The sequence below is a fragment of the Cryobacterium sp. 10I5 genome, assembly GCF_035019865.1.
Classification (GTDB): Bacteria; Actinomycetota; Actinomycetes; order Actinomycetales; family Microbacteriaceae; genus Cryobacterium; species Cryobacterium breve_A.
The window spans coordinates 1-23361 of record NZ_JASJVI010000062.1; the positions used below are offsets into that span (position 1 = coordinate 1).

Sequence of the window (23361 nt, forward strand, 5' to 3'; positions counted from 1 at the left end):
CGGCATCCCCGCGATCACGAGCGCGACGATGACGATCGTCGCGAGCGGCGGCGCCAGTCGGGCGGCCGGGTGAGCGTCCACACCGCGACTGATGCGACGGACACCTCGTAGTGCACTCATGAGCCTCCGCAATCCAGCTTCGGGTGATGGACGTGCAGATCGACCGGGTCGATGCCCGGTCATCGTGGCACGGACCGGCCCCGTCAACAAGCGAGGCACGATCCTTCGCCACGCCGGCCTCCGGGGAGGATGGGCTCCCATCGTGGCCACCGCACTCTGGGCGGTCAACCCTCATGCTGGGGGTGCCCGACCACCCAATTTGGGGGGTGGCGAGGCTCGCCCCCCAATTTTGGGGAGACGAGCATCCCTCAGGTGCGGCTTGGTCGCCAGGTCGCGTCCGATCAGCATGGAGCCTTCCAGACGTTGGAGGTCACCATGGAAGCGACGAGAGACATGTCCGGGTTCACTTCGGTACGGCGGCCTCTGTGGCAGCGGATTCTAATCGCCGCCACTGCGGTGGTCATGCCGATAGCGATGCTCTCGGCGCCGCCCGTGCTGCCCGCCCAGGCTGCGACGACGAGCAGCCTGACGCTGAACGTGACCAGCGCGCGCACGGAACCTCGCGCTTTCGCGGGTGCGGGAGTCGCCAAGGGTGCCGCCATCCCCAACTTCACCTACATGATCAACGAGGACAACACCGGGACGACCGCCCAGCGGAGTCCGGCGCTCGGTTCCGGCTGCAACACACTCGACACCGGGTATCCGGGCTCCTGCGAGTGGACGTCGATCAAGGAGACGCCGCACAGCACGAGTCCGATCGTGCGCCAGGGCGACCAGGCCGACTTCGCCGGCGGTCTCACCCTCCCGAACGGGCGTTACCTGATCTCTGTGCTCTCCGACGGCTACAAGATCGACGGCGCGCACTTCACCGTGCCTCTTCCCGACCCGGGTCTCGTCACCGTCGAACTGCAGCCGACCCCCCTTCCCGACTCGACGCTCCGGGCGCAGATCTTCCAGGACAGCGCGACGACCAACGGAACCCTCGACCAGGGCGAGCCCGGCCTGGCGGGCTTCACCGGCCACATCGCAGACACCCTCGGCGAGGTGCAGACCGACGTGTATGGCAACCCCCTGTGCACCGTTTACCAGGGTGAGGACCCGATCAGCCACGTGATCCCAATGGCCAGCCTCGACGCGGGCATGCTCCCCGTGCCGATCCCGGGGTCAGGCGGCCACTGCGTCAGCGATGCCGGCGGCATCCTGACCATGCCCCACCTGGGGAGTAACCGCTACGCGCTCACTGCCTCAGCCCCGGCCAACCAGACCTGGATCCAGACCACGACCCTTGAAGGAAACCACGACTTCGACGCCTGGGTGATGGAGGGCAGCACCGGATACGACACCGAGGCCCTGCTGGCCGGCGAACCCGTACCAGGGCCGATCTTCGGATTCGTGAAGCCCACGAACACCCTGACCGCCGGCTCGGGCCGCATTGAAGGCGCGGTCGTCAATGTCAAGCAGTACAGCCCTCCCAAGGGCGGCGACTACAACCACTGGCTCGGTCTGACCGGGAGCAAGATGGGCAAGCCGATCGTCAATCCGTGGCTCTCGCTCAGCGACCTGCAGGCCGGCGACCAGGCAGTGTGGGTGGGTCACGGCGGCACGGACGGCACCTTCGACATCTCTGGCGTGCCCGATGGCAACTACAGCCTGAGCTGGTGGGACGAGCCGCAGAACCACTTCCTCGACTCGGTCAATGTGACCGTGAAGAACGGCGAGACGGTGAAGATGGGCAATCTGCCGGACAGCGGCTGGTGGACCGAATATGACGGGTACGTCTTCAACGACGCCAACCGCAATGGTGTGAAGGACCCGGGCGAGACCGGCATGCCCAACTTCACGCTGACCATGCGCAAGCAGGACAACTCGCTGATGGACAGAGGGACGAACCTCGTCACCACCGACAGCACGGGCTACTACCACTTCGAGAGCGCATACCCCCTCAGCGAGTGGACCGTCATGGAGAACTTCAACAACTCCTTCTACACGACCGGTGTCACGTACCAGGCCGACAACCAGCCCACCCCGACCACGGTGAAGGGCGCCGGCGTCGACGTCAGCGTGCTCAGCATCATCGGCCTCAGCGGCACGATGGACTGGGGTGTTCACACCTACGATTCAACAGGCGCCAATGGCATCGACCCCCGCAACGGCGGCATCGTCGGCTCGGTCAGCTACGACACGACCCGCAATGAGCTCGACCCGCAATATGCCGCATCCGAGGACTGGCAGCCTGGTGTCTCCGACGTGCCGGTCGAGCTCTGGTCCACAGTCGACTGCGGCACGACGACCGCGCCGTGCGGGGGCACGAACGACGCCTTCGAACTCGCGCCGGACGGGTCGTTGGCCAAGGGAAAGCTGTTGAACACCTACCTCTCGGAACACTGGACTCGGCCGACCGGTTGCGTAGCCCGGGATGTCGATGGCAAGCCTCTCGTCCACGCCGCAAACAACCCCGCGGCATTCGACGAGAATGTGCTCGCGCCGAACCAGGAGACATCGGGAGAGTGCATCTCGAGCTTCATCCAGGGCGTCCAATTCGGGCCGTACCCGACCGACCAGGGCACATCGGCGGCGAACTTCGGTGCGGCCGTGGATGGCAACTACGGCTTCGCCGACGCCTGCACAGGAACAGTGAACGCCACAGATCCGGCCAACCCCGTGTGCGACGGCGGAACCTTCCAGCCGCTCGGAAGCGGCGACTACCTGGTCAAAATCGCGATCCCGCAGGATGCCACCGGCGACCCCCTGTACAAGGTGACCAGCGAGACAGACGTCAACATCGCCAACGGCGATCAGATCGTTCCGCAGGTACCGCCGCCCGCCTGCGCAGGAACGCTCCACACCGTCGACCTCGCGGGCAGCAAGACGGACAACTACCCCGCAGTGGTCGGCGACGGCACCAACGGGGTCCCCGTCGGGGTCACCGTGCCGGCCTCGACAGCAGTCTCGAACCCCCCGTTCCTGGGCATGGGTGGGTCGCCCTATGAAGGCGCAGCCAAGCCGACCTGCGACACCAAACTGGTGCGGGTGAACAACGGCAAGTCCGTTGTGCCCATGTTCAACATCTTCACGGATGTCCCCGTCCCGGCCCGTCTGCGCGGCCTGATCGTGGACGACATCAACTTCTCCACCGACCCGCGGTCCACGCTCTTCGGGGAGAAGACGGGTGTGTCCTTCGCACCGGTCGGGATCTATGATTTCGCCAACCGGCTGGTCACGACTGTCGAGTCCGATTTCAACGGCGCGTACGACGTGCTGCTTCCCTCGACGAACCACATCAGCTGCCCGACACCCTCGGGTGTCTGCGCCAACATGTACCGGTTCGTGGGCAACGACCCCGGCGTCCCCGGGCATCTGAACGCAAACTACAACCCGCGATATCGCTCGATAGCGACCGAGTTCGAGGCATTCCCCGGCGTGACCATTCCGACCGACCTCGCCCCGACCCAGGTCGGCGTCTATGTCGGGTCCCCGACCACCGGGGTCAACACGGCGGTGACCTGCGCCCTCGACGCCGCCACACCGCAGCTGCTGAGCGTGTCGCAACCGTACGTGGCCGCAACAGGCAGCCGCTCCTTCACCATCGCCGGGACCGGCTTGGGCTCGACTCAGGGCACCGGCCACGTCAATCTGGGCACGACAACGCTCGACATCACCGCCTGGAGCGACACGTCGATTACAGCCAGCGTGCCGGCCTCGGCCCCGGTCGGTTCGCAACAGCTCACGATCACCTCGGGCAACGGGCAGAGCACCATCAACGGGCTCAGCTTCCATGTGCTCGGAACCGGCTACAACCCTGCCGTTCGAGAGGTCGGCCCCGGCCGCACCCACGCAACGATCCAGGCCGCACTCGACGCCGCGTTCGCCAACAACGGAGACGACCTGGTCATCGTGTACCCGGCAACGCCCACCGCGGCCAACCCCCGCGGCGCGTACTACGAGAACCTGGTCATGGCCTCTCCGGTCAAGCTGCAGGGCGTCGGGTCCGGCGGCTTTCAGGGCACCACCTTCGTGCCGGGATCGATCATCGACGCCGGCGCGTTCGGCGGAGACACCGCCCTCGCCACGGCCTGGTTCGCCAAGGTCGGCGGCCTGACCTGGGACGGCAACCAGGCGGTGAACGACGGCGAAGCGATCTACGTCCTGGCGTCGGCGAACGCCACAACGGCACCCGGTGCGGCACGCCAGTTCACCACCGGATTCACGGCAGCCATCGACGGCTTCGACATCCGCGGCGGCGACCAGGTGGGCTTCCCCGGCAACATCGACGCCCTCACCGGGGGTCCGACGGGCCTGCCGGCGAACATCACCACGCAGGGCGGAGCGATCTTCGCCAACGCATACGCCCGCTCCCTCCAGGTCACCAACAACGTGGTGCAGAACAACGGCGGCGGCTACGGGACCATCCGGATCGGCACACCCGATCTGGCCACCCCGAGCACGAGCAACCACAACGAGAACGTGCGGATCGCCAACAACCGCGTCATCGCAAACGCGGGCACCAACCTGGCCGGCGGCATCGGGCTCTTCGCAGGCTCCGACGGCTACGAGGTGTCCGGCAATGACATCTGCGGCAACTTCTCGCTGGAGTACGGCGGCGGGTTGAGCGCCTACGGCCTCAGCCCGGGCGGCAAGATCCACCACAACCGCATCTACTTCAACTCGTCCAACGACGAGGGCGGAGCGATCATGATCGCCGGGCAGCTGCCGGCAACGGTCGGTGCACTCTCGCCCGGCTCCGGTCCGGTGGACATCTATGCCAACCAGATCCAGGCCAACATGGCCAACGACGACGGTGGCGGCATCCGTTTCCTGATGGCCGGCAACTTCCCGATGAATGTCTACAACAACATGATCGTCAACAACGTGTCCACCCACGAGGGCGGCGGCATCGGCATCAACGACGCCCCGAACGTGCGGGTCTACAACAACACGATCATGAAGAACCTGACGACGGCCACAGCGGTGACGTCGGACGGCCAACCGGCTCCTGCCGGCCTGGCGACCTCGGCCAACAGCGACCAGCTGCAGGCCACACTGCCGGTCGGTTCGCCGACCTTCAGCAACCCGGTGTCGTTCAACAACATCTTCTGGGACAACCGGGCCGGCACCCGGGCCGGAACCACGGTCACCGGCATCGGCCTGACCGGCGCAACCGACATCAACAACTGGGATCTCGGTGTGGCCGACGGTACCGGGGTGCTCGCGCCGACCAACTCGATCGTCCAGCAGAGCGCCGCTTCCCATGCGTACACGACCAGTCCGACCAACAGCTCGGTCGATCCGGCAGTGGTCTCGACCTATGACGTCTCGGTTTCCTTCGCCACCTGGCGTCAGAACCCGGCGTTCGTGGACGCCACGCTCGTCACCCTGCAAGCGCCGCCGAACCTGCTCGGCAACTACCACCTGAGCGCCTGCCCCGGCACGCCTGCCTGCAACCTGGGCGCTGCGAGCACCGCCGGCGTGAACGCGCCGGCCACGGACTTCGACAACCAGGCCCGGCCGGCACTGGGCGGCTTCGACAGCGGCGCAGACGAGTTCGGCGCGACGACAACGCCTCCGCCGACCTCGGACCTGTACTTCTCGACGACAGGAAACACCAACCCGCCCGGCGTGTCCGGCACCGCTGACGACGCCGACATCCATGTCTGGAACGGCACCGCGTTCAGCCGGTCGATCGATATGACCGCCGCGCCCTACAACGTCCCGAGCAGCGCCGACACGGATGGATTCTCCCGAGTGGATGCCACCCGCTTCTACGCCTCGTTCGCCGGGAACGTCACCCTCCCCGGGATCGGCACCGTGGCCGACGAAGACGTCGTGTACTTCGACGGCACCTCATGGTCGTTGTGGTTCGACGGCAGCGCGAACGGGCTCCTGGGCACCATCGACATGGGCGCGATCAGTGTCGTCGGGAACACGCTGTACTTCACGACAAACAATACGGCCGTGCCTCCGGGAGCGGGCGGCACCGGCGACAACGCCGACGTCTACCGCTGGAACGGTGGCAGCTCCTACGCTCGCGTCCTGGACGCCACGGCCGCGCCGACCAACCTGCCGAACAGCGGGTCGGCCACCGGTGCGACCAACCCCAACGTCGACGGCCTCATCTGGCGGGACGCCACCCACTTCTACCTGTCGTTCAGTAACGCGACCACCACGGTTCCGGGCGTCGGCGCAGTGGACGACGAGGACGTGGTCTACTTCGACGGCGCCTGGTCGATCTACTTCAACGGCGGCGCACACGGCCTGGACGCCTCCGCCAACCTCGACCTGGACGCGATCTCGTTCGCCACCGGGGCCCTTCCGCCGCCGCCGCCACCGGCCGGCCAGGGCCTGTACTTCTCGACGCAAGGGAACATCAATCCGCCCGGCGTCGGCGGCACGGCGGACGACGCGGACATCTACCGCTGGACCGGCAGCACCTTCGGTCGGGTCCATGACGTGACGACCGCGCCATACGGGTTGCCGACCGGTGCCAATGTCGACGGCTACGACCGGGTCGACGACACCCACTTCTACCTCTCCTTCACCGGGCAGGTCAACGTGCCCGGTCTCGGGAACGTGCAGGACGAGGACGTCGTCTACTACAACGCCGGCGCCTGGTCGCTCTACTTCGACGGCAGCGTTCACGGCCTCGGCGGCAACGACAACCTCGATCTGGATGCGATCAGCGTCGTTGGCGGAATCCTGTACTTCTCCACTGTGGGCAACACGAACCCGCCAGGCGTAGGAGGGTCCGCAGACAACGGCGACATCTACAGCTGGAACGGCACCGCATACAGCCGGGTGATCGACAGGAGCGCCGCGCCATACAACCTGCCGACCAATACCGACATCGACGGCTTCGTGCGAGTGGACGCCACCCACTTCTACGTCTCGTTCAGCGCCGGCAACACGACCGTACCGACGCTCGGGGCGGTTCAGGACGAAGACGTCGTCTATTACAACAACGGCGTCTGGTCGGTCTACTTCGACGGCACAGCACACGGCCTCGGTGGCAACGGCGACTACAACGTGGATGCCTTCGATGTCCCCTGACCCGATCGACAACGCACACCGCAACGGCACCTCCGATCCCAAGGGAGACACGGGAATGATCTTCAAAAAGCCTTTCAGCCGACGCGACCTCCTCAAGTTCGCCGGCGGCGCGGTGGCCATCGTCGGGACCGGCGTCTGGGCGGGCAATGTCCTGCTTCCCGAAGCCGCCATCGCGGCCATCGGGGATCCGGACCTCTACCTGGCCGGCACAGACGGGTGGATCTTCCTCCCGAAGACCCCGGCCATCCCACCGTTCCACCCCGACGTCCTCGCGCCGGACCCGTTCACGACCTACATCTTCGGGTTCCGCAACGTCACCGGCCTGAGCGACACCGCGAGGACGAACCAGAAGAACAAGGCCCAGCACTCCGCTCCGATGTTCTGGACGAAGCAATTCGACCCGGCCCACCCGGTCGATTTCACCGTGCAGCTGACCAACCTGGGCCTGGCGTTGCGGCCGGACCTGTTCGACGCCCATACCCTGCACTGGCACGGGTTCCGCAACGTGATCCCGTTCTTCGACGGTGAACCGTCCGGTTCCGTGGCCGTGCGGACCGGACGTGTCTTCTCCTACGTGTACCGGCCCCGCGAACCAGGGACGTACATGTTCCACTGCCACGTGGAGGACGTCGAGCACGTCCAGATGGGCATGACCGGTCTGGTCTTCGTCCGTCCCCTGCAGGACGGCCAGACCATCGGCGGGCACACCCAGTTCCTGTACAACGACGGGGACGGTTCCACCGGCTACGACCGAGAGTTTGCGATGTTCCTGTCGGAGGTCTGGGCCGAGGCGCACTGGGCGGATGCCCATATCCAGCTGCCGCAGTGGAGCGACTACCGGGCCGACTTCGGACTCCTCAACGGACGGGTCTACCCGGACACCATCGCCCCCAACGCCCCGATCGATGCCGCGGCATCCGTTCACGCCCTCGCGGTGCAGACCGATCCTGTTTCCGGCGACCTCATCGCCCCCGTGGGGCATCCCGAGCTGCAGTACCAGCCGCAGTCGTCGCTGGTGAACTGCAATGCCGGCGAGACGGTCGCCCTCCGGTTCGCGAACCTCGGATTCCGGGAGCAGGCGATGACCATGGCCGGGATGCGGATGCGGGTGGTCGGCCGCGATGCCACCCCGATGCGTGGGCGCGACGGTACCGACACCTCCTATGAGACCGAGACGATCAGCATCGGCCCCGGTGAGAGCTTCGACGTGGTCTTCACCGCGCCGCCGCATACCGGGCCGGGCTTCGACACCTACATGCTTTACAACCGCAACTACCCCGCAACGAACAACCTGGCCCCGGGCGGAATGGGCGGCCAGGCCACCGAGATCCGTGTCTACGCGCCCGGCGCCCTCCGCGCGCAGGCCTATCCGAACGACTTGGGAGTCTGAGAGCCATGATGAAAGGGAATGCCGTGTCGCATGTCAAGGGTCGCGCTCGCGGTGTGCGCCGGGCGGCGCTGCTGCTCGCCTTGACCCTGGTCGGGGCCACGATGGTCACGCTCACCCAGCCGGCGATCGCCGTGACCCCACCGCGGGTCGGTATCGCCTGCACGGCGGGGGTCGGGGGAGGTGCCACGAGCCCGATCTTCAACCTGACCACCAAGACCGGGTACATCAACCTGCCCGACGGTAACACCGCGTTCATGTGGGGGTACTCGAGCGGGTTCGGCGCGTTCCAACACCCGGGTCCGGTGCTGTGCGTCAATGCTGGCGACACGGTCACCGTGATCTTGCGAAACACCCTGTCGGAGGCCGCCTCGATCGTCTTTCCGGGCCAGACGAACGTCCTGGCCAACGGGATTCCGGCCCAACCGGAGTCCGCAGGGTCAGGCGCGATCACCTCGCTGACCGGCACGGCCGCTGCCGGAGGGGGGACCATCACATACAGCTTCGTGGCCGCCAATCCGGGCACCTTCGTGTACGAGTCGGGTACCAACCCCGAGAAGCAGGTCCGGATGGGCCTGTTCGGCGCCTTGATCGTTCGTCCGTCAGCGGTTCCATCGGGTGGAGCGGCCGGCTCGGTCGCGAGCGAGTACGCCAACAACCGCGCGGACAGCCGGTTCAATCCCGCCGAGGAATTCATGGTGCTCCTGAGCGAGATCGACCCGTACCAGCACCAGGCGGTCGAGAACGGCAAGACCTTCAACATGAACAACTACCACCCGCGCTACTGGCTGATCAACGGGCGCGGCTACCCGGACAGCATCGCAGACAACGGGGCCAGCTGGCTGCCCGCACAGCCATACGGCGCCCTCGCGCAGGTCGGTGAATTCGACCGCGCGGCAGTCCCGGTGGACCAACCCGGGATGGCCCGCTATCTGAACGTGGGCACCGAAGACTATCCGTTCCACCCGCACGGCAACAACGGACTCGTCGTGGCCCGGGATGGCCACCCGCTGGAGGGCCCGACGGGGGAGGACCTCTCCTTCGAGAAGTTCGCCATCAATATCGGCCCTGGGCAGACCTGGGACGTGATCTTCAAGTGGTACGACGCCGAGAATTACTCCCCGTCCAACCCGGTGCCTGTGACGGTGCCGTCGCTGGCCGACCAATCGATCGGCGTCTTCTACAGCGGAAGTCCCTACCTCGGCACCAAGGAGGCCCTGCCGCCCGGCATCCAGAGCGTGAACCAGTGCGGCGAGTACTACATCATCTCCCACAACCACGCCCTGTTCCAGATCACGTCGTGGGGCACGAACATGACCGGACCGATCACGTACATGCGGATCGACCCGCCGAAGCCCAACAACTGCGGTTGACCAGGAAGGGTGCAGAACGATGTCTCACCAGAAGAGCATGAAGAAGACGGTCTCCGCTCTCGCGACCGGGCTGCTGGCGGGGGGAGGGCTGGCCGTGCTGGTCGCCCTCCTCGCGCCGGCAACGGCGGCACAGGCCGCGAGCGTGGCCTGCACCGCGCCTGGCGACCTGTACGCGGCCTCGGGATCCACGACCCTGGGAACCCAGGCCGTCACCGTCTGGGGTTACAGCACCACCGCCGGCGCCGGAGTGACCCAGCCCGGCGGGCCGACACTGTGCGTCAACGCCGGCGAGACAGTCACGGTCACGCTGCACAACCAGCTGCCGGAGAACACCGCCCTGCTCTTCCAGGGACAGCAAATGGTCCCGGACCGAACCGGAGCCGCACCCGGGGCGACCACCACGTACACCTTCACGGCCAGCCGTCCGGGCACGTACCTCTATGAGGCGGGCCTGGTTCCGAATGGTCAGCACCAGGTGGCGATGGGTCTGTATGGCGCGCTGATCGTCCGTCCCGCGACACCGGGTCAGGCGTACGACGCGACCACCGCATTTGACGACGAGGCGGTCCTGGTCCTCAGCGAGATCGACCCGGCACTCAACAACGCCGCCAGCCCGGCGGCCTTCGACATGCGCAAGTACGCTCCCCGGTACTCACTGATCAACGGGAAGGCCTACCCGAACACCGACCCGATCCCGGCGGCGGCCGCGGGCGACAAAGTCCTGCTTCGTTACGTCAATGCGGGCAGCCTGTACCATTCGCTGGCATCACTGGGCGCCGAGCAGAAGGTCATCGCCCTGGGCGGCAGTCCGCTGAAGTACTCACGTCACTACATTGCGGAGACCTTCGGTCCCGGCCAGACGGCAGACGCCATCGTCACGACCCCTGCGGCGACTGCCGCGGTGAACCGGTTGCCGATCTACGACGGCAGCCTGCTCCTGCATAACAGCAATGTGGCCGGTGCCGGCGGGATGCTCACCTTCGTCACGGTCCCCCCGAGCGGTGTGGTGGGGCCGGACACCAGCGGACCGGTCACGAGCGCTGTCGCGTTTGCGGCAGGCACCCTGAGCGCCACCGTCACTGACACCACCACCGGTGGATCCAGCGTCGCGGGGGCCGAGTACTTCATCGACACCGTGACCGGCACGGGCCTCCCGATGACGGGCAGCGGTGCCGGCAGCGTGAACGTCACGGCTTCGGCGTCCATTCCTTCCGGTCAGCACATCGTCTACGTTCGAGGCCAGGACTCCGTCGGTAACCGGGGTTTCTTCAGCTCCGTGCTGGTCACCGGCGGCGACGCCACCGGACCGACCACGAAGTCCCCGTCACTGGCTCCCAGCCTCACGAACGGGGCGGGGGCTGCGGTCATCGCCGTGCACGCCACCGGGGACGACACCGCCACCGGCGGGTCGAACATCACCGGGGCCGAGTACTTCATCGACGCCGTCGGGGCCACTGGGTCGGGATCGGTGATGGCCGTCAACGTTGCCGCACCGACGGCCAGCCTGGACGCCACCGTCCCCGCGGCGACCGTGAATGCGCTCGCCGAAGGCACCCACGTCCTCTCGATCCACAGCCAGGACGCAGCAGGCAACTGGGGCGCGCCGGTCACCATCAACCTGGTGGTCGACAAGACCGCGCCAACCACCTCGGGCATCACGGTCGCGCCGACACCCAACAACGGCACGCTTGGGTTCAACGGCAGCCCTTCAGCCATCCGGGTGACCGTGGCGACCATGGCCGATCCGATCTCCGCCACCGTCAGCAGCACCATCAGCTCGGCAGAGGCCTTCATCGACACAGTCACCGCAAACGGCTCCGGCATCGTGGTCAGGGCCACGGACTCCGCATACAACAGCGCCTCCGAGGTCGGCTACTTCGAGATCCCACTGGCGACCGTCGCCCAACTCTCGGATGGGAGCCATGTCATCTCGGTGCATGCGAAGGATGCGGCGGGTAACTGGGGTGCGGTGGCGACGTCGACTCTGGTGATCGACAAGGTCAAGCCTGCGGTGAGCGCGGTCTCGGTGTCACCGAACCCGTCCGGGGGTGCCGCTTCGGTGGTTCTGACGGCGCAGGCGACGGATGCCGGGACGGCGGTCACGCGTGCCGAGTGGTTCTCGGGTGCGGATCCGGGTGCCGGCAATGGGACGGCGATGACGGTCGCCGGGACGGGCCCGTGGACCGTGTCGTCGACGATCGATGCGCGGGGGTTCAGTGAGGGCCCCCGGACGTTGACGGTGCGGGTGCGGGATGCTGCCGGGAACTGGAGTGTGACCGCGTCGGCGGTGCTCCAGGTGCAGGCGGCACTGTCGTTCTCCACGCTGGGGAACTCGAACCCGGCCGGTGTGGCCGGCACGGCCGATGACGCGGACATCTATTCCTGGAGCGGTACGGCGTTCAGTCGGGTGATCGACGCGAGTGTCGCGCCGTACAACCTGCCGGGCAGTGCGAACGTCGACGGGTTCGACCGGGTCAGTCCGACCCAGTTCTACGTGTCATTCACGGACCAGGTGACCGTGCCCGGGATCGGCATCGTGCAGGACGAGGACGTCGTCTTCTTCAACGGCACCTCCTGGTCGCTCTACTTCACGGGCAGTGCGCACGGCCTGGGCGGCAACAACAGTCTGGACATTGACGCGATCAGCGTAATAGGTTCCACGCTGTACTTTTCCACCCTGGGCAACTCGAACCCGCCCGGCGTGGGCGGTACCGCCGATGATGCCGACGTGTACAGCTGGAACGGGACGGCGTTCAGCCGGGTGATCGACGCGAGCGCCGCGCCGTACAGCCTGCCGGCCGCTGCGAACGTGGACGGATTCGTGCGAGTGGATGACACCCACTTCTACCTCTCCTTCAGCGCCGACACGACGACGGTGCCGGTTCTTTTCGCGGTCCAGGACGAGGACGTCATCTACTACAACGCGGGCACCTGGTCGGTCTACTTCGACGGCACCGCCCACGGCCTCACCGCCGCCAACCAGGACCTGGACGCCTTCGACATCCCGTAGTCGCGAGGCCGGCGGTGGACTGTGGGGCTCAGGCCCGACGAATCCGCACCACGACGGTGGTGCCCTCCCCGACGCCGGAGGTGATGGAGAGGGAACCGTCGGTCATCTGCACGGTGTCGCGCATGATGCGCAGGCCGAGGTGCCCGCCGGGAGCCGCCGCCGCCGGGTCGAATCCACGACCGTTGTCGCGGATCGACAGGCTCGTCGTCACCGCGTCCCCCGTCAGGACGAGGTCGACGGCGGAGGCCCGGGAATGCTTGACGACATTGGCGAGGGCCTCCCGGGCGACGCGGTACAGCACCGCCAGCCGGTCCTTATCGGACGGGACATCCGGCGACAGCTCGCAGTGGACGTCGATGCCCGTTGCGGCGACGTGCTCGAGCAGGCGCCGGAGCGCCTCGTTCAAGCCGAGCCGCTCCAGGTCCGACGGATAGAGTTCGGTGGTGATGGCGCGCAGGGTGCGCAGGTTGCGCAGGAGGATCCCGCGGGCCTGCCCGGTGAGTGCGCGGCGCTCATTCGTGCCCTGCCTCTCCTCCGCCTCGAGGGCGTACGACAGGCCGGCGAGGTCCTGGATCACTTCGTCGTGGAGCTCCCGGGCGATTCTCATTCGTTCGAAGTCGGACGCGACGATGGCATGTTGCACGAGGCGCCTGCGTGACGTCTGGCCGGCCTGGATCCGGCGGGCAAGTCCGATCGCCGGAAGGAGCTGCGCCAGCTGCAGCACGACGAGCGAGACCACGAGCACCGGGAGCACGTCCAGCATGAGCCGGGACTGGGCGCTCTGAACGGCCTCATCGTCAAAATACGCCTCGAAGATGACCGGCCATCCCGCGGCATCCGTTGCCCGGACGTTGATCTCGACCAGATCGCCTGCCGCCGCTTCGTTCACGGTGTCGAGGCCGATGGGCTGGCCGAGCCAGGCGTGTTCCCGGCCCCCGGCGAGAAGGTCGGGGCTCCACGCCGGGAGGGGATACGTGTCGCCGATCAGGTCCGCGCTGTCCGAATACAGGATCTTCCCGTCGCCGCTCCAGACCTTGACCCGCACCAGGGAGCCGTCTGCCATCCACGGCCTGAGCCCGGCATCCACCCGACTGATCGCCGATGCGTCTCCGGCCCGGACGGCATCATCCAGGAGCGGGCCCACCGTGACATCGGCGAGTTGATGGGTGCGCAGGATGGCTTCGGTGAGGGCGCGCTGCTCGGCCTGGCCGTGGATCCATAAGTACACCGGAATCAGGACGGCGCCCAGGGTGATCACGCCGATGGCGAGGAAACGCAGGACGGCGCTGCGAACCTCCGAAGTATCCGCGGTCTCTCCGGTGGTGCGGGCCCATCCGCGGTTGTGGACCCATCCCCGGTTGCGCACCCACGCGCGGTCGTGTCTCCCACCCCGGTCGCGGAGCCAGCGCCGGTTGCCATCGTCCCGGTCTCCGGCGTCCTTGTCGCCGGCGTCCCGGCGATGAGAGAGCTCAGCCATCGCCGCACGTTGGACTACACACGCTCCTGCACCTCCAGGAGGCCCAGTTTCGTCGCGTTGACCACGGCCTGAAGCTGGGAGTGCGCGTCCAGCTTCGCGAGGATCGACTTCACATAGCCGCGGCAGGTGTTTTCGGAGATTCCGAGGATCTGGGCGTTGACCCGCACCTCGGTACCCTCGGCCATGAGGGCGAGTACCTCGAGCTCGCGACGGGTGAGTGACGCTGATGGCTGTTCCATGATCCGGGTTTGCCGTTGGGTGCTGAGCTGAACCATGAGGGAGGGATGTACCGAGAAGGAGCCGACCCGGGCATGGCGGATGGTGTCGACGAGTCCGGCGAGGGACCCATCCTTGGGGAGGAAGGCGCACACGCCGAGCGCCGCCGCCTGCTCGACCACCTCCGGGGTGGGATCGCCGGTGAGCATCACGATCCGGGTCGAGGGCCGCTGGGCGAGGATGAGTGCGACGGCGGTGAGTCCGCTGCCGTCCGTCAGGTGGTAGTCGAGGACGATGACATCCGGACGGAGGTCCCGACTCGACTCCACTGCTTGACGCGCGCTCGGGGCCGTTCCGACGGTGCAGAAATCCGGTTCCCGGTTGAGCGCACCTGCGAGCAACTCGGTGAACGTGGTGTGGTCGTCTGCGAGCAGGATGCGAATCATTGTTCCCCCGGGTCGGTCGCTGCCCTGTCGGGAACCAGGCTTCCCGCATGATGAGGTCATCATCATGGCCTCAGCGGGCCGGTTCGTCCATGCGCCGAGATACCCCCGTTCGGGACGAACCCGGTGTCAGACGAGCACGCCGGTGTCAGGCGAGGGGGCCCGTGACGGATGCCGCGGCATCCGCGACCGCGCCCGTCGCGACGATCTGCACGACGGCTTCGATCTCGGGGGAGAGGAAGCGGTCGTGTCCCGGACCTTCGGCGACGGTGCGGACCAGGTCGCGCACGGCGCCGGTCGCCGCTCCCGGCTGCAGGGGCGCGCGCAGGTCGAGCGAGCGGGCGGCGGTCATGATCTCGATCGCGAGCACCCGCTCGAGGCCGTCGATCGAGCGGCGGAGCTTACGGGCGGCGGCCCAGCCCATCGAGACGTGGTCCTCCTGCATCGCGGAGGAGGGGATCGAGTCGACCGAGGCCGGAACGGCGAGCCGCTTGAGCTCGGAGACGATCCCGGCGGCGGTGTACTGAGCGATCATCAGGCCGGAGTCGACGCCGACCTCGTGGGCGAGGAACGGCGGCAGGCCCTTGTTGCGGTGCGCGTCGAGGTGGCGGTCGGTGCGGCGCTCGCTCATGCTCGCGACGTCCGCGGCGGCGATCGCGAGGAAGTCGAGCACGTAGCCGACCGGGGCGCCGTGGAAGTTGCCGTTGGACATCACCCGGCCGTCGAGGGTGACAACGGGGTTGTCGACGGCGCTCGCGAGCTCGCGCCCGGCGATGAGGGCGGCGTGGTCTGCCGTGTCGCGGGCAGCGCCGTGCACCTGCGGGGAGCAGCGCAGCGAGTAGGCGTCCTGGACCGTGGGGTCCTCCGGGCCGGCGTGGAAGGCGAGCAGGGGGGAGCCGGCGAGGATCGCGCGGAGGTTGCCGGCGCTCGCGGCCTGGCCGAGCTGGGGCCGCAGCGCCTGCAGGTCTGCGGCGAAGGTCGCATCCGTGCCGAGCAGGGCTTCGACGCTCATCGCCGCGGCGATATCGGCGGTCGTGAGGAGGCGCTTCAGGTCGGTGAGGGCCAGGACGAGCATGCCGAGCATCCCGTCGGTGCCGTTGATCAGGGCGAGGCCCTCCTTCTCGGCGAGCACGACCGGGGTGATTCCGGCCGCGGCGAGGGCCTCGGCGCCGCCCATCAGCGTGCCGCCGGCGTCGCGCACCCGGCCCTCGCCCATCACAGCGAGGGCGCAGTGGGCGAGTGGGGCAAGGTCGCCCGAACAGCCGAGCGAGCCGTATTCGTGCACGACCGGGGTGATGCCGGCGTTGAGCACGGCCGCATAGGCCGCCGCGGTCGTGGGGCGCACTCCGGTGCGTCCGGTCATCAGGGTCGAGAGCCGCAGCAGCATGAGGGCGCGCACGACCTCCCGTTCGACCTCGGGGCCGCTGCCGGCGGCGTGAGAGCGCACCAGGCTCGCCTGCAGCTGGGCGCGGCGGTCGCTCTCGATGAACGTCGACGCGAGTGCGCCGAAGCCGGTCGAGATGCCGTAGTGCGGATGCACGTCGCTCGCGAGGCCGTCGATGATCGCGCGGGTCGCCGCGACGCCGGTGAGCGCGGCCGGGTCGAGCACGATGCGCGCGTCCTGGCGGGCGACGGCGACGAGGTCGGCGAACGAGACGGCGCCGGCTCCGACGGTGACCGTCGCGGCGGCGTCGGGCGTTGCGGCGTCGGGCGTTGCGGCGGATGCTGCGGTCGGGTCGGTGCTCGCGGTGACGGGTGCTTCGATGTGGCTCATGTTTCGATTGCACACCCTGCGCGGTCGCCCGGGACACGGATACACTCGAAACTGTCCGGGATACCGGACATCTCGCGAACAGGCCGTACCCGGAACGGCTTCGGCGGGACGAGATCCGGCTCGGAGCGAAACCGCAGGGAGGCATCGGCATGGCGATCACCCCCAAGGTCCCGGCCGCGCGGAGCACCCTGCGGCTGCTCTCGCACCTCGCCGCGCAGCGCGGTCCGGCCCGGGCGAGCGCGATCGCGACCGCCCTCGACCTGCCGCGTTCGACGGTCTACCAGTTGCTCGCCGTACTCGTCGAGCAGGGCTTCGTCGTGCACCTGCCCGAGGAGCGCCGTTACGGGCTCGGCGTGGCCGCCTTCGAGCTCAGCACCGGGTTCTCCCGGCAGCAGCCGCTCTCCCACCTCGGTCGTCCCCTCGTCGCCCAGCTCGTCGACCGGCTCGGAGAGAGCGCGCACCTCGTCGTGCTGCACGGCCGGGACGTGGTCTACCTCGTCGAGGAGCGCGCTCCCCGGCGGCCCTCCCTCGTCACGGATGTCGGCGTCCGCCTCCCGAGCCACCTCACCGCGAGCGGGCGCGCACTCCTCGCCGCGCTACCCGCGGCCCAGCTGCGCGCGCTGTACCCGGACAAGGGAGCCTTCGAACGGAGGCAGGGGGAGGGCCCGGGGCAGGGACCGCGCAGCTCGCCCGAACTGCGGGCCCTGCTGACGAGGGTGCGTGCCGACGGCTTCGCCCGCGAGGACGGCGAGATCACGCCGGGGATGGCATCCGTCGCCGTCGCCGTGCGGGACCACACCGGCTGGCCCGCCGCCGGGATCGCCGTGACCTTCCCCCGCGAGCGGATCGCCGAAGACCTGTGGCCCGCGCTCGCCGCCGAACTCACCGGCACAGCCACCGAGCTCTCCCGCCGCATTCACGGCCGTCCGTGACGTCCGCGTCAGCGGGCGAAGAGGGCGATCAGCAGGGCGACGTAGACGACGACGAACACGGCCGGTGTCACGAACCGCACCACGTTCACCCACGGTGCCGCGGACAGGATGCGCAGGGTCACGGCTGACGTGCTTCCCCCGGCTCGGAGGTCGGCGATCACGGCGAGGGCCTCATTGGCGGCGTTGATCTGCACCAGGGCGCCGAGGATTCCGGAGGCCAGGAGCACGCCGGCCGCCGCGACACGCACACTCGGTGCGGTTCCGGCCAGGCCCAGGGCCAGGAAGCCCACCAGGGCCGTGAGCAGGAAGGTCGGGGCGACCTGGGACACGATGACGTGCCAGCGGGTCTTGATCCACAGGTTGACGAGCTCGGATTCAGTCATGCGGGGCTCCACTCCGGTCGCCGCGGACGGGCGACCTGCGTCCATTCTCGCGCGGCGCATCCGCCCGCGGGACCGCCGGGCGCAACTGCGGCCGCTGCCGACAACTGTCGCCGGTGCGCGGGCACCAGGTGCCCGCATCGGCAACTCCCGAGAGCCCGGCAGCGCAGTGGATGCCCGGCTCAGTACCAGCCGACGCTCACCGAGTGCGCCCAGGCGCCGCAGGGCGTTCCGTAAACGGCGGCGATGTAGCCGAGGCCCCAGTCGACCTGGGTCGCGGCGTTCGTGCGCCAGTCGGAGCCGGCGGACGCCATCTTGCTTCCCGGCAGCGACTGGGGAATGCCGTACGCCCCCGAGCTCGCGTTGTAGGCGTCGGCCCGCCAGCCGGACTCCTTGTTCCAGAGCGACACCAGGCAGGTGTAGTCGTTGCCGCCCCAGCCGCGCGCGCTGACCGCGCCCGCCGCGTACGCCCGGGCTGCCGCCGGAGACGACACGGTTGCGGTCGGGGGAGCCGTGGTCGAGCCCGCGCCTGAGGAGCCGGAACCGGAGGATCCGCTCGACCCGCCGGCCGCCGGTTGAGCGGCCGCTGCCGATGCCGCAGCCGCCCGGGCCGCCGCACTCGCCGCGGCCGCCGCAGCTGCCTCTTCCTGCTGCTTCTGGTACGCCGCTGCCGCGGCGACGCCGGCCCGGTAGGAGCGCTCCGTCTCGGCCGTCGTGTTCTTCAGGCTCGCGAGCTGGGCGTCGAGCACGTCCGAGCGCGTCCGCTGCTCGGCGAGCTGCGCGTCGGCGGCGCGCTGGGCCTCCGCCGCGGCCGCCGCGCGATCCTTCGCCTCGACTGCGAGGCGGTCGCGTTCCGTCGACGCCACCGCTGCCTGCTCCTCGAGGCTCTGCACGAGGTTGCGCTGCGCGAGCGCCCGGTCGCGGATGCCGGAGGTCAGTTCGCTCAGCCGGGTCGAGGTGCTGAGGGCCGACAAGAGGTCGCTCGCCTCCCCGGGAACCAGAAGCAGGGTGGCGACGGCGTCGCTCGCCCCGGAGCGGTAGAGCTGGGCTCCCAGGAGCCCGAGCTGGACATCCGCTGTCCGGGCAGTCTCGGTGGCGCTCGCGAGCCGGCTCGTGAGGACCGCGGCGTGCGCGGCGGCCGCGAGTGACTCAGTGTCGGCGGTGGCGGATGCCGCGCTCGCGGTGATCGCCGCGTCACCGAGCGTCGCGGCCTGGGTTTCGAGTCCCGTCAGCAGGGTCCCGATCCGGGACACCTCCGCCTCGGTCGCCGCGGTGGAGGCGCGGGCCGCTTCGACGTCGGCCCAGCTCGGATAGTCGTCGGCCTGCGCGGGAATGGCGACGGTCACGGACGCACCGAGCAGCGCGATGACGGCCGCCATCACGCTCCATGCCCGCACTCGTGATCGCACCTGTCTCCGCCCGCCGTCTACCGAGTGTAGTTCGCGGTCCTTGGACTGTCCCGGCCGGATTCCCGGGCGGTGGCATCGGGAGGCCGGGTCCGGGCATCCGCCGCAACGGCCCGCATCAGGTCGCGGTCCGGGCCAGTCGAGGGCGGAGGGCGGCGAGGATTCGGGTCAGGTCCAGCGAGATCGCGGTCGCGGCGCCCATCGTCGTCGCGGCAGCGGCGCCCTGCCGGGTGTCCAACTCGGCCGTCAGCTGGGCCACGGCGGTCTCGGCCGTCTCGAACGCGCCAGAGTCCGTCAGGGCGGCCCCTCCGTCCCGGCCGGACTCCCACTCGGTCAGCACTGCGGCGACCGCGAGCAGGGCGCGGGCGAGTGGCGGCCTGAGCTCTGGACGCAGTTCGAGTGCGATCGGTGCCCCCCAGACCGCCCCGGCGAGCACATCGGTGAGGTCGCGCACGTGGAAGGTGACGGTCTCGAGCGCGGCCAGGTCGTCCCGGTCACTGGCCAGGTCACGCCGGTGGATGCGGGCGCGAGGGTTGCCCTTGCGGCTGTCCTCCGCGTGATACAAGGCATCGCGCACGTCGCGCGCGAGCGTGACGAGTTCCTCCCCGTGGCTCGCCCAGTCGTCGCGTTCGGGCGGCCAGTTCTCGGTGAGGGCCTCGGCCAGGTCGGAGAGGTGACCGGCGAGCGTGCCACGGTAGTGCGACAACTGGCGGCCGACCGCGTCGAGGGTCAGGGGCGGCAGGATCAGGAGGTTCACGGCGAGGCCGATCGCGATACCCAGGGACAGCTGCTCGAGGTAACCGATCGAGTACCCGTCCGCATTCGGTCCCCCGATGATGAGCACGAACAGGGCCGTCACCGGGATGTATTCCCGGTTCGTGCCGAACACCCCTGTCGCAGCGACGAGCGCGCCCACGCCGACGGCCAGCGATATGGTCAGCACGTTCGGTCCGCTCACGAGCAGTACGGCGCCCGCGAGCACGATCGCGACGAAGAGGCCGCCGAGGGTCTGCAGGGAGTTCCGAACCGAACTCATCAGCGTCGGGTACATGCTGACGAGCGCTCCGAGCGGCGCGTAATAGGGGTACTCGTTTGCGACCCCCGGCAGGTATCCGGCGACCGTCCACGCGATCGCAACGGCGAGGGCGGCCTTCGCCGCGGCCAGCAGCCGAGCCGCAGTGAGCTGCGATCCCACCCACCGGGGCGCGTGCCGCACGGTCCGCCGTACGCCCGATCGCGTCATCTCCGTCTCCTCCTGTCACGACACGGTACCTCCCGAACCGGTTCCTTTACCGGTGAATCCGACCGAACCCGCCAGGGCCTGAAACTGGTCCGTGACTTTTCAGGCTCTTTCCGGTAACGTTGTCAGGTCGGCTCTTGACACCGTGTGAATTTGTATGCGCGGATGGGTTTGTAAGTCAGGATGGGCCGGTTTCCCAGTAATCCGCTGGTGAAAAATCACTGTATGTGAACGGCCCCGGCCATAGACTGCCCGGGTTCTCAGGTTGCGATGCATGTGCGTCGTTGTTCTGCCATGTACCCAATACAACCCAGGAATTTTCTATGCCTACGAGCAACAATCCGGCTGTCAGCCGATCCAACAAGAACTTCGACCCGAAGTACGCCGCCAAGGGCGGACCCTCCCGCGGAGGATCCAACAACGGCAGCAAGAGCCCGGGCCACCGCGGCTACCAGGCCGATGCGGGCGCCCCCAAGAAGGCCCGCTGGAACGCCGGCGAACGCGCCGACCGCGCCGCGGGACGCCCCGCCAATGACCGTCCCGCCTACGGAGACCGTCCGGCCCGCAGCAATGACCGTCCCGCTTACGGAGACCGGCCCGCCCGCGGCAACGACCGCCCGTCGTACAACAGCGACCGCCCGTCGTACAACGGCGCCTCGCGCACCGACCGCCCGACGCACAGCAACACCGAACGCCCGACGTACAACGCCCGCTCGGAGCGTCCGTCCTACAACAGCGACCGTCCCCGCACCGACCGTCCGTCGTACAACAACGACCGTCCGTCCTACGGCGACCGCGCCCCGCGCACCGACCGTCCGGCCTACAACAAGGACCGCCCGTCTTACGGCGACCGTCCGGCCCGCAGCAATGACCGTCCCGCGTACAACAGCGACCGTCCCCGCACGGACCGTCCGGCGTACAACAACGACCGCCCGTCCTACGGCGACCGTCCGGCCCGCAGCAATGACCGTCCCGCGTACAACAGCGACCGTCCCCGCACGGACCGTCCGGCCTACAACAACGACCGTCCGTCCTACGGTGATCGTGCCGCCCGTACCGAGCGTCCGTCCTACGGCGACCGTCCGGCCCGTACCGAGCGTCCCTCGTACGGCGACCGTCCCGAGCGTTCGCACTCCGACCGTCCGTCTTACGGCGACCGCCCCGCCCGTACCGAGCGCCCCTCGTACGGCGACCGCACCGAACGTTCCGACCGTCCGTCCTACGGCGACCGCCCCGACCGTTCGCACTCCGACCGCAGCAACCGTTCTGCGCACGACGACGGCGGCCACTCCAGCAACTTCTACCCGAGCCGCGACACCAAGGCGCACTTCGCCGCCGGTGATGACGTCGTCCTCGAGCGCCTCGAAGCCATCGCGACGACGGCTGCCGAAGTTGTCGGCGTGACCTTCGGCGACCTGGGCCTGGGTGAGAACATCGTCCGCGAACTCGGCGCCCTCGGTGCCGCCAGCCCGTTCCCGATCCAGGCCGCGACCATCCCGGACGTGCTCGCCGGGCGCGACGTGCTCGGCCGTGGCAAGACCGGCTCTGGCAAGACGATCGCCTTCGGTGCTCCCCTCGTGGAGAAGCTGATGGAGAACAACGGCGCCAAGGACCGCAAGATGGCCCGCAAGCCCCGCGCGCTCATCCTGGCCCCGACCCGCGAGCTCGCCCTGCAGATCGACCGCACCGTGCAGCCCATCGCCCGCAGCGTCGGCCTCTTCACCACCCAGATCTACGGCGGCGTTCCGCAGTACCGTCAGGTCAGCGCCCTCCAGCGCGGCGTGGACATCATCATCGGCACCGCCGGCCGCATCGAGGACCTCATCGAACAGGGTCGTCTCGACCTCAGCGAGGTCGTCGTCACCGTCCTCGACGAGGCGGACTACATGTGCGACCTGGGCTTCCTCGAGCCCGTGCAGCGCATCCTGCGCCAGACCAAGAAGGGCGGCCAGAAGCTGCTCTTCTCGGCAACCCTCGACAAGGGCGTCGCCTCGCTCGTCAAGGAGTTCCTGACGAACCCGGCCGTCCACGAGGTCGCCGGTGAAGACCAGGCCTCCTCCACGATCGACCACAAGGTCCTCGTCATCGAGCACCGCGACAAGAGCGCCATCATCGGCCAGCTCGTCGACCGCCAGGGCAAGACGCTCATCTTCTCCCGAACCCGTGCGTACGCCGAGCAGCTCGCCGAGCAGCTCGAAGACGCCGGCGTGAAGGCGACGAGCCTGCACGGCGACCTGAACCAGGCACGCCGTACCCGCAACCTGCAGATGCTGACCAGCGGTCGCGTCAACGTGCTCGTGGCAACGGATGTCGCAGCCCGCGGCATCCACGTGGACGACATCGACCTGGTCATCCAGGCCGACGCCCCCGACGAGTACAAGACGTACCTGCACCGCTCCGGTCGTACCGGCCGCGCCGGCAAGTCCGGCACCGTCGTCACGCTGATCCCGAAGCAGCGTCGCCGTCGCATGGACGAGCTCCTCGAGCGCGCCGACATCGAAGCCAGCTTCATGAACGCCGCCCCCGGCGATGCCGCCGTGCGCGAGCTCGCCGGCCTGTAACACCCGCACCACCCCGCACCACCCGCAGGGCACCCACCATCCGGTGGGTGCCCTGCGG

The 23361-nt window shown here is 68.5% G+C and carries 12 protein-coding genes; 6 read left to right on the forward strand and 6 right to left on the reverse strand.

Features of this window, described 5'->3' with window-relative positions:
- The first annotated feature begins 522 nt into the window (after window positions 1–522).
- Genes QN350_RS14120 through QN350_RS14135 form a run of 4 tightly spaced genes read left to right on the forward strand, consistent with a single transcriptional unit; the run spans window position 523 to window position 12874 of the window.
- Window positions 523–7104: an SdrD B-like domain-containing protein gene (locus QN350_RS14120; protein WP_323516754.1), complete on the forward strand. Its 6582-nt coding sequence runs from the start codon at window positions 523–525 to the stop codon at window positions 7102–7104.
- Window positions 7094–8494 (forward strand): multicopper oxidase domain-containing protein, encoded by a 1401-nt coding sequence (locus QN350_RS14125; protein ID WP_323502978.1) that lies wholly within the window; start codon window positions 7094–7096, stop codon window positions 8492–8494. Before QN350_RS14120 ends, QN350_RS14125 begins: the two co-directional genes overlap by 11 nt.
- A gap of 5 nt (window positions 8495–8499) precedes the next feature.
- Window positions 8500–9864, forward strand: coding sequence for a multicopper oxidase domain-containing protein (locus QN350_RS14130; RefSeq protein WP_323502979.1), 1365 nt, complete (start codon window positions 8500–8502; stop codon window positions 9862–9864).
- Window positions 9865–9883: 19 nt separating this feature from the next.
- Window positions 9884–12874 carry a multicopper oxidase domain-containing protein gene (locus QN350_RS14135; RefSeq protein ID WP_323502980.1) on the forward strand — a complete coding sequence of 997 codons (2991 nt, stop codon included), beginning with the start codon at window positions 9884–9886 and terminating at the stop codon, window positions 12872–12874.
- A gap of 28 nt (window positions 12875–12902) precedes the next feature.
- Here the strand turns inward: QN350_RS14135 and QN350_RS14140 are convergent, their stop codons facing one another.
- The 3 genes from QN350_RS14140 to hutH all read right to left on the reverse strand — a co-directional run bounded on the left by QN350_RS14140 (window position 12903) and on the right by hutH (window position 16784).
- Window positions 12903–14351 (reverse strand): sensor histidine kinase, encoded by a 1449-nt coding sequence (locus QN350_RS14140; protein WP_323516759.1) that lies wholly within the window; start codon window positions 14349–14351, stop codon window positions 12903–12905.
- Between the two features lie 14 nt (window positions 14352–14365).
- A complete protein-coding gene (locus QN350_RS14145) occupies window positions 14366–15013 on the reverse strand; it encodes a response regulator transcription factor (RefSeq protein WP_323503679.1) in 648 nt (215 codons plus the stop codon).
- A gap of 145 nt (window positions 15014–15158) precedes the next feature.
- A complete protein-coding gene (gene hutH, locus QN350_RS14150; protein ID WP_323516764.1) occupies window positions 15159–16784 on the reverse strand; it encodes a histidine ammonia-lyase in 1626 nt (541 codons plus the stop codon).
- A 149-nt stretch (window positions 16785–16933) separates the two neighbouring features.
- On the opposite strand from hutH, the gene QN350_RS14155 reads away from it, so the two are divergent.
- On the forward strand, window positions 16934–17716 hold the full coding sequence (locus QN350_RS14155; protein WP_323503677.1) for an IclR family transcriptional regulator: 783 nt from the start codon (window positions 16934–16936) through the stop codon (window positions 17714–17716).
- An 8-nt stretch (window positions 17717–17724) separates the two neighbouring features.
- Here the strand turns inward: QN350_RS14155 and QN350_RS14160 are convergent, their stop codons facing one another.
- From QN350_RS14160 to QN350_RS14170, 3 genes are all read right to left on the reverse strand, one after another.
- Entirely contained in the window at window positions 17725–18099 is a 375-nt protein-coding gene (locus QN350_RS14160; protein ID WP_281533778.1) for a hypothetical protein, read from the reverse strand.
- A 179-nt stretch (window positions 18100–18278) separates the two neighbouring features.
- Complete coding sequence (locus QN350_RS14165) at window positions 18279–19475, reverse strand: hypothetical protein (protein WP_322138701.1); 1197 nt, start codon at window positions 19473–19475, stop codon at window positions 18279–18281.
- A 145-nt stretch (window positions 19476–19620) separates the two neighbouring features.
- The gene (locus QN350_RS14170) at window positions 19621–20745 is read right to left on the reverse strand and encodes an FUSC family protein (RefSeq protein WP_322138702.1); all 1125 of its coding nucleotides are present in this window, start codon (window positions 20743–20745) and stop codon (window positions 19621–19623) included.
- Window positions 20746–21065: 320 nt separating this feature from the next.
- Here QN350_RS14170 and QN350_RS14175 point away from each other — a divergent pair, with 320 nt between their 5' ends.
- Window positions 21066–23303, forward strand: coding sequence for a DEAD/DEAH box helicase (locus tag QN350_RS14175; protein WP_322138703.1), 2238 nt, complete (start codon window positions 21066–21068; stop codon window positions 23301–23303).
- The last annotated feature ends 58 nt before the right edge of the window (window positions 23304–23361 follow it).

Coding starts and splice junctions, on each gene's coding strand:
- QN350_RS14130 (WP_323502979.1), top strand. CDS start 8,500: ATGATGAAAGGGAATGCCGTGTCGCATGTCAAGGGTCGCGCTCGCGGT.
- QN350_RS14125 (WP_323502978.1), top strand. CDS start 7,094: ATGTCCCCTGACCCGATCGACAACGCACACCGCAACGGCACCTCCGAT.
- QN350_RS14165 (WP_322138701.1), bottom strand. CDS start 19,475: ATGGCGGCCGTCATCGCGCTGCTCGGTGCGTCCGTGACCGTCGCCATT.
- hutH (WP_323516764.1), bottom strand. CDS start 16,784: ATGAGCCACATCGAAGCACCCGTCACCGCGAGCACCGACCCGACCGCA.
- QN350_RS14160 (WP_281533778.1), bottom strand. CDS start 18,099: ATGACTGAATCCGAGCTCGTCAACCTGTGGATCAAGACCCGCTGGCAC.
- QN350_RS14135 (WP_323502980.1), top strand. CDS start 9,884: ATGTCTCACCAGAAGAGCATGAAGAAGACGGTCTCCGCTCTCGCGACC.
- QN350_RS14170 (WP_322138702.1), bottom strand. CDS start 20,745: ATGACGCGATCGGGCGTACGGCGGACCGTGCGGCACGCGCCCCGGTGG.
- QN350_RS14120 (WP_323516754.1), top strand. CDS start 523: ATGCCGATAGCGATGCTCTCGGCGCCGCCCGTGCTGCCCGCCCAGGCT.
- QN350_RS14155 (WP_323503677.1), top strand. CDS start 16,934: ATGGCGATCACCCCCAAGGTCCCGGCCGCGCGGAGCACCCTGCGGCTG.
- QN350_RS14140 (WP_323516759.1), bottom strand. CDS start 14,351: ATGGCTGAGCTCTCTCATCGCCGGGACGCCGGCGACAAGGACGCCGGA.
- QN350_RS14175 (WP_322138703.1), top strand. CDS start 21,066: ATGCCTACGAGCAACAATCCGGCTGTCAGCCGATCCAACAAGAACTTC.
- QN350_RS14145 (WP_323503679.1), bottom strand. CDS start 15,013: ATGATTCGCATCCTGCTCGCAGACGACCACACCACGTTCACCGAGTTG.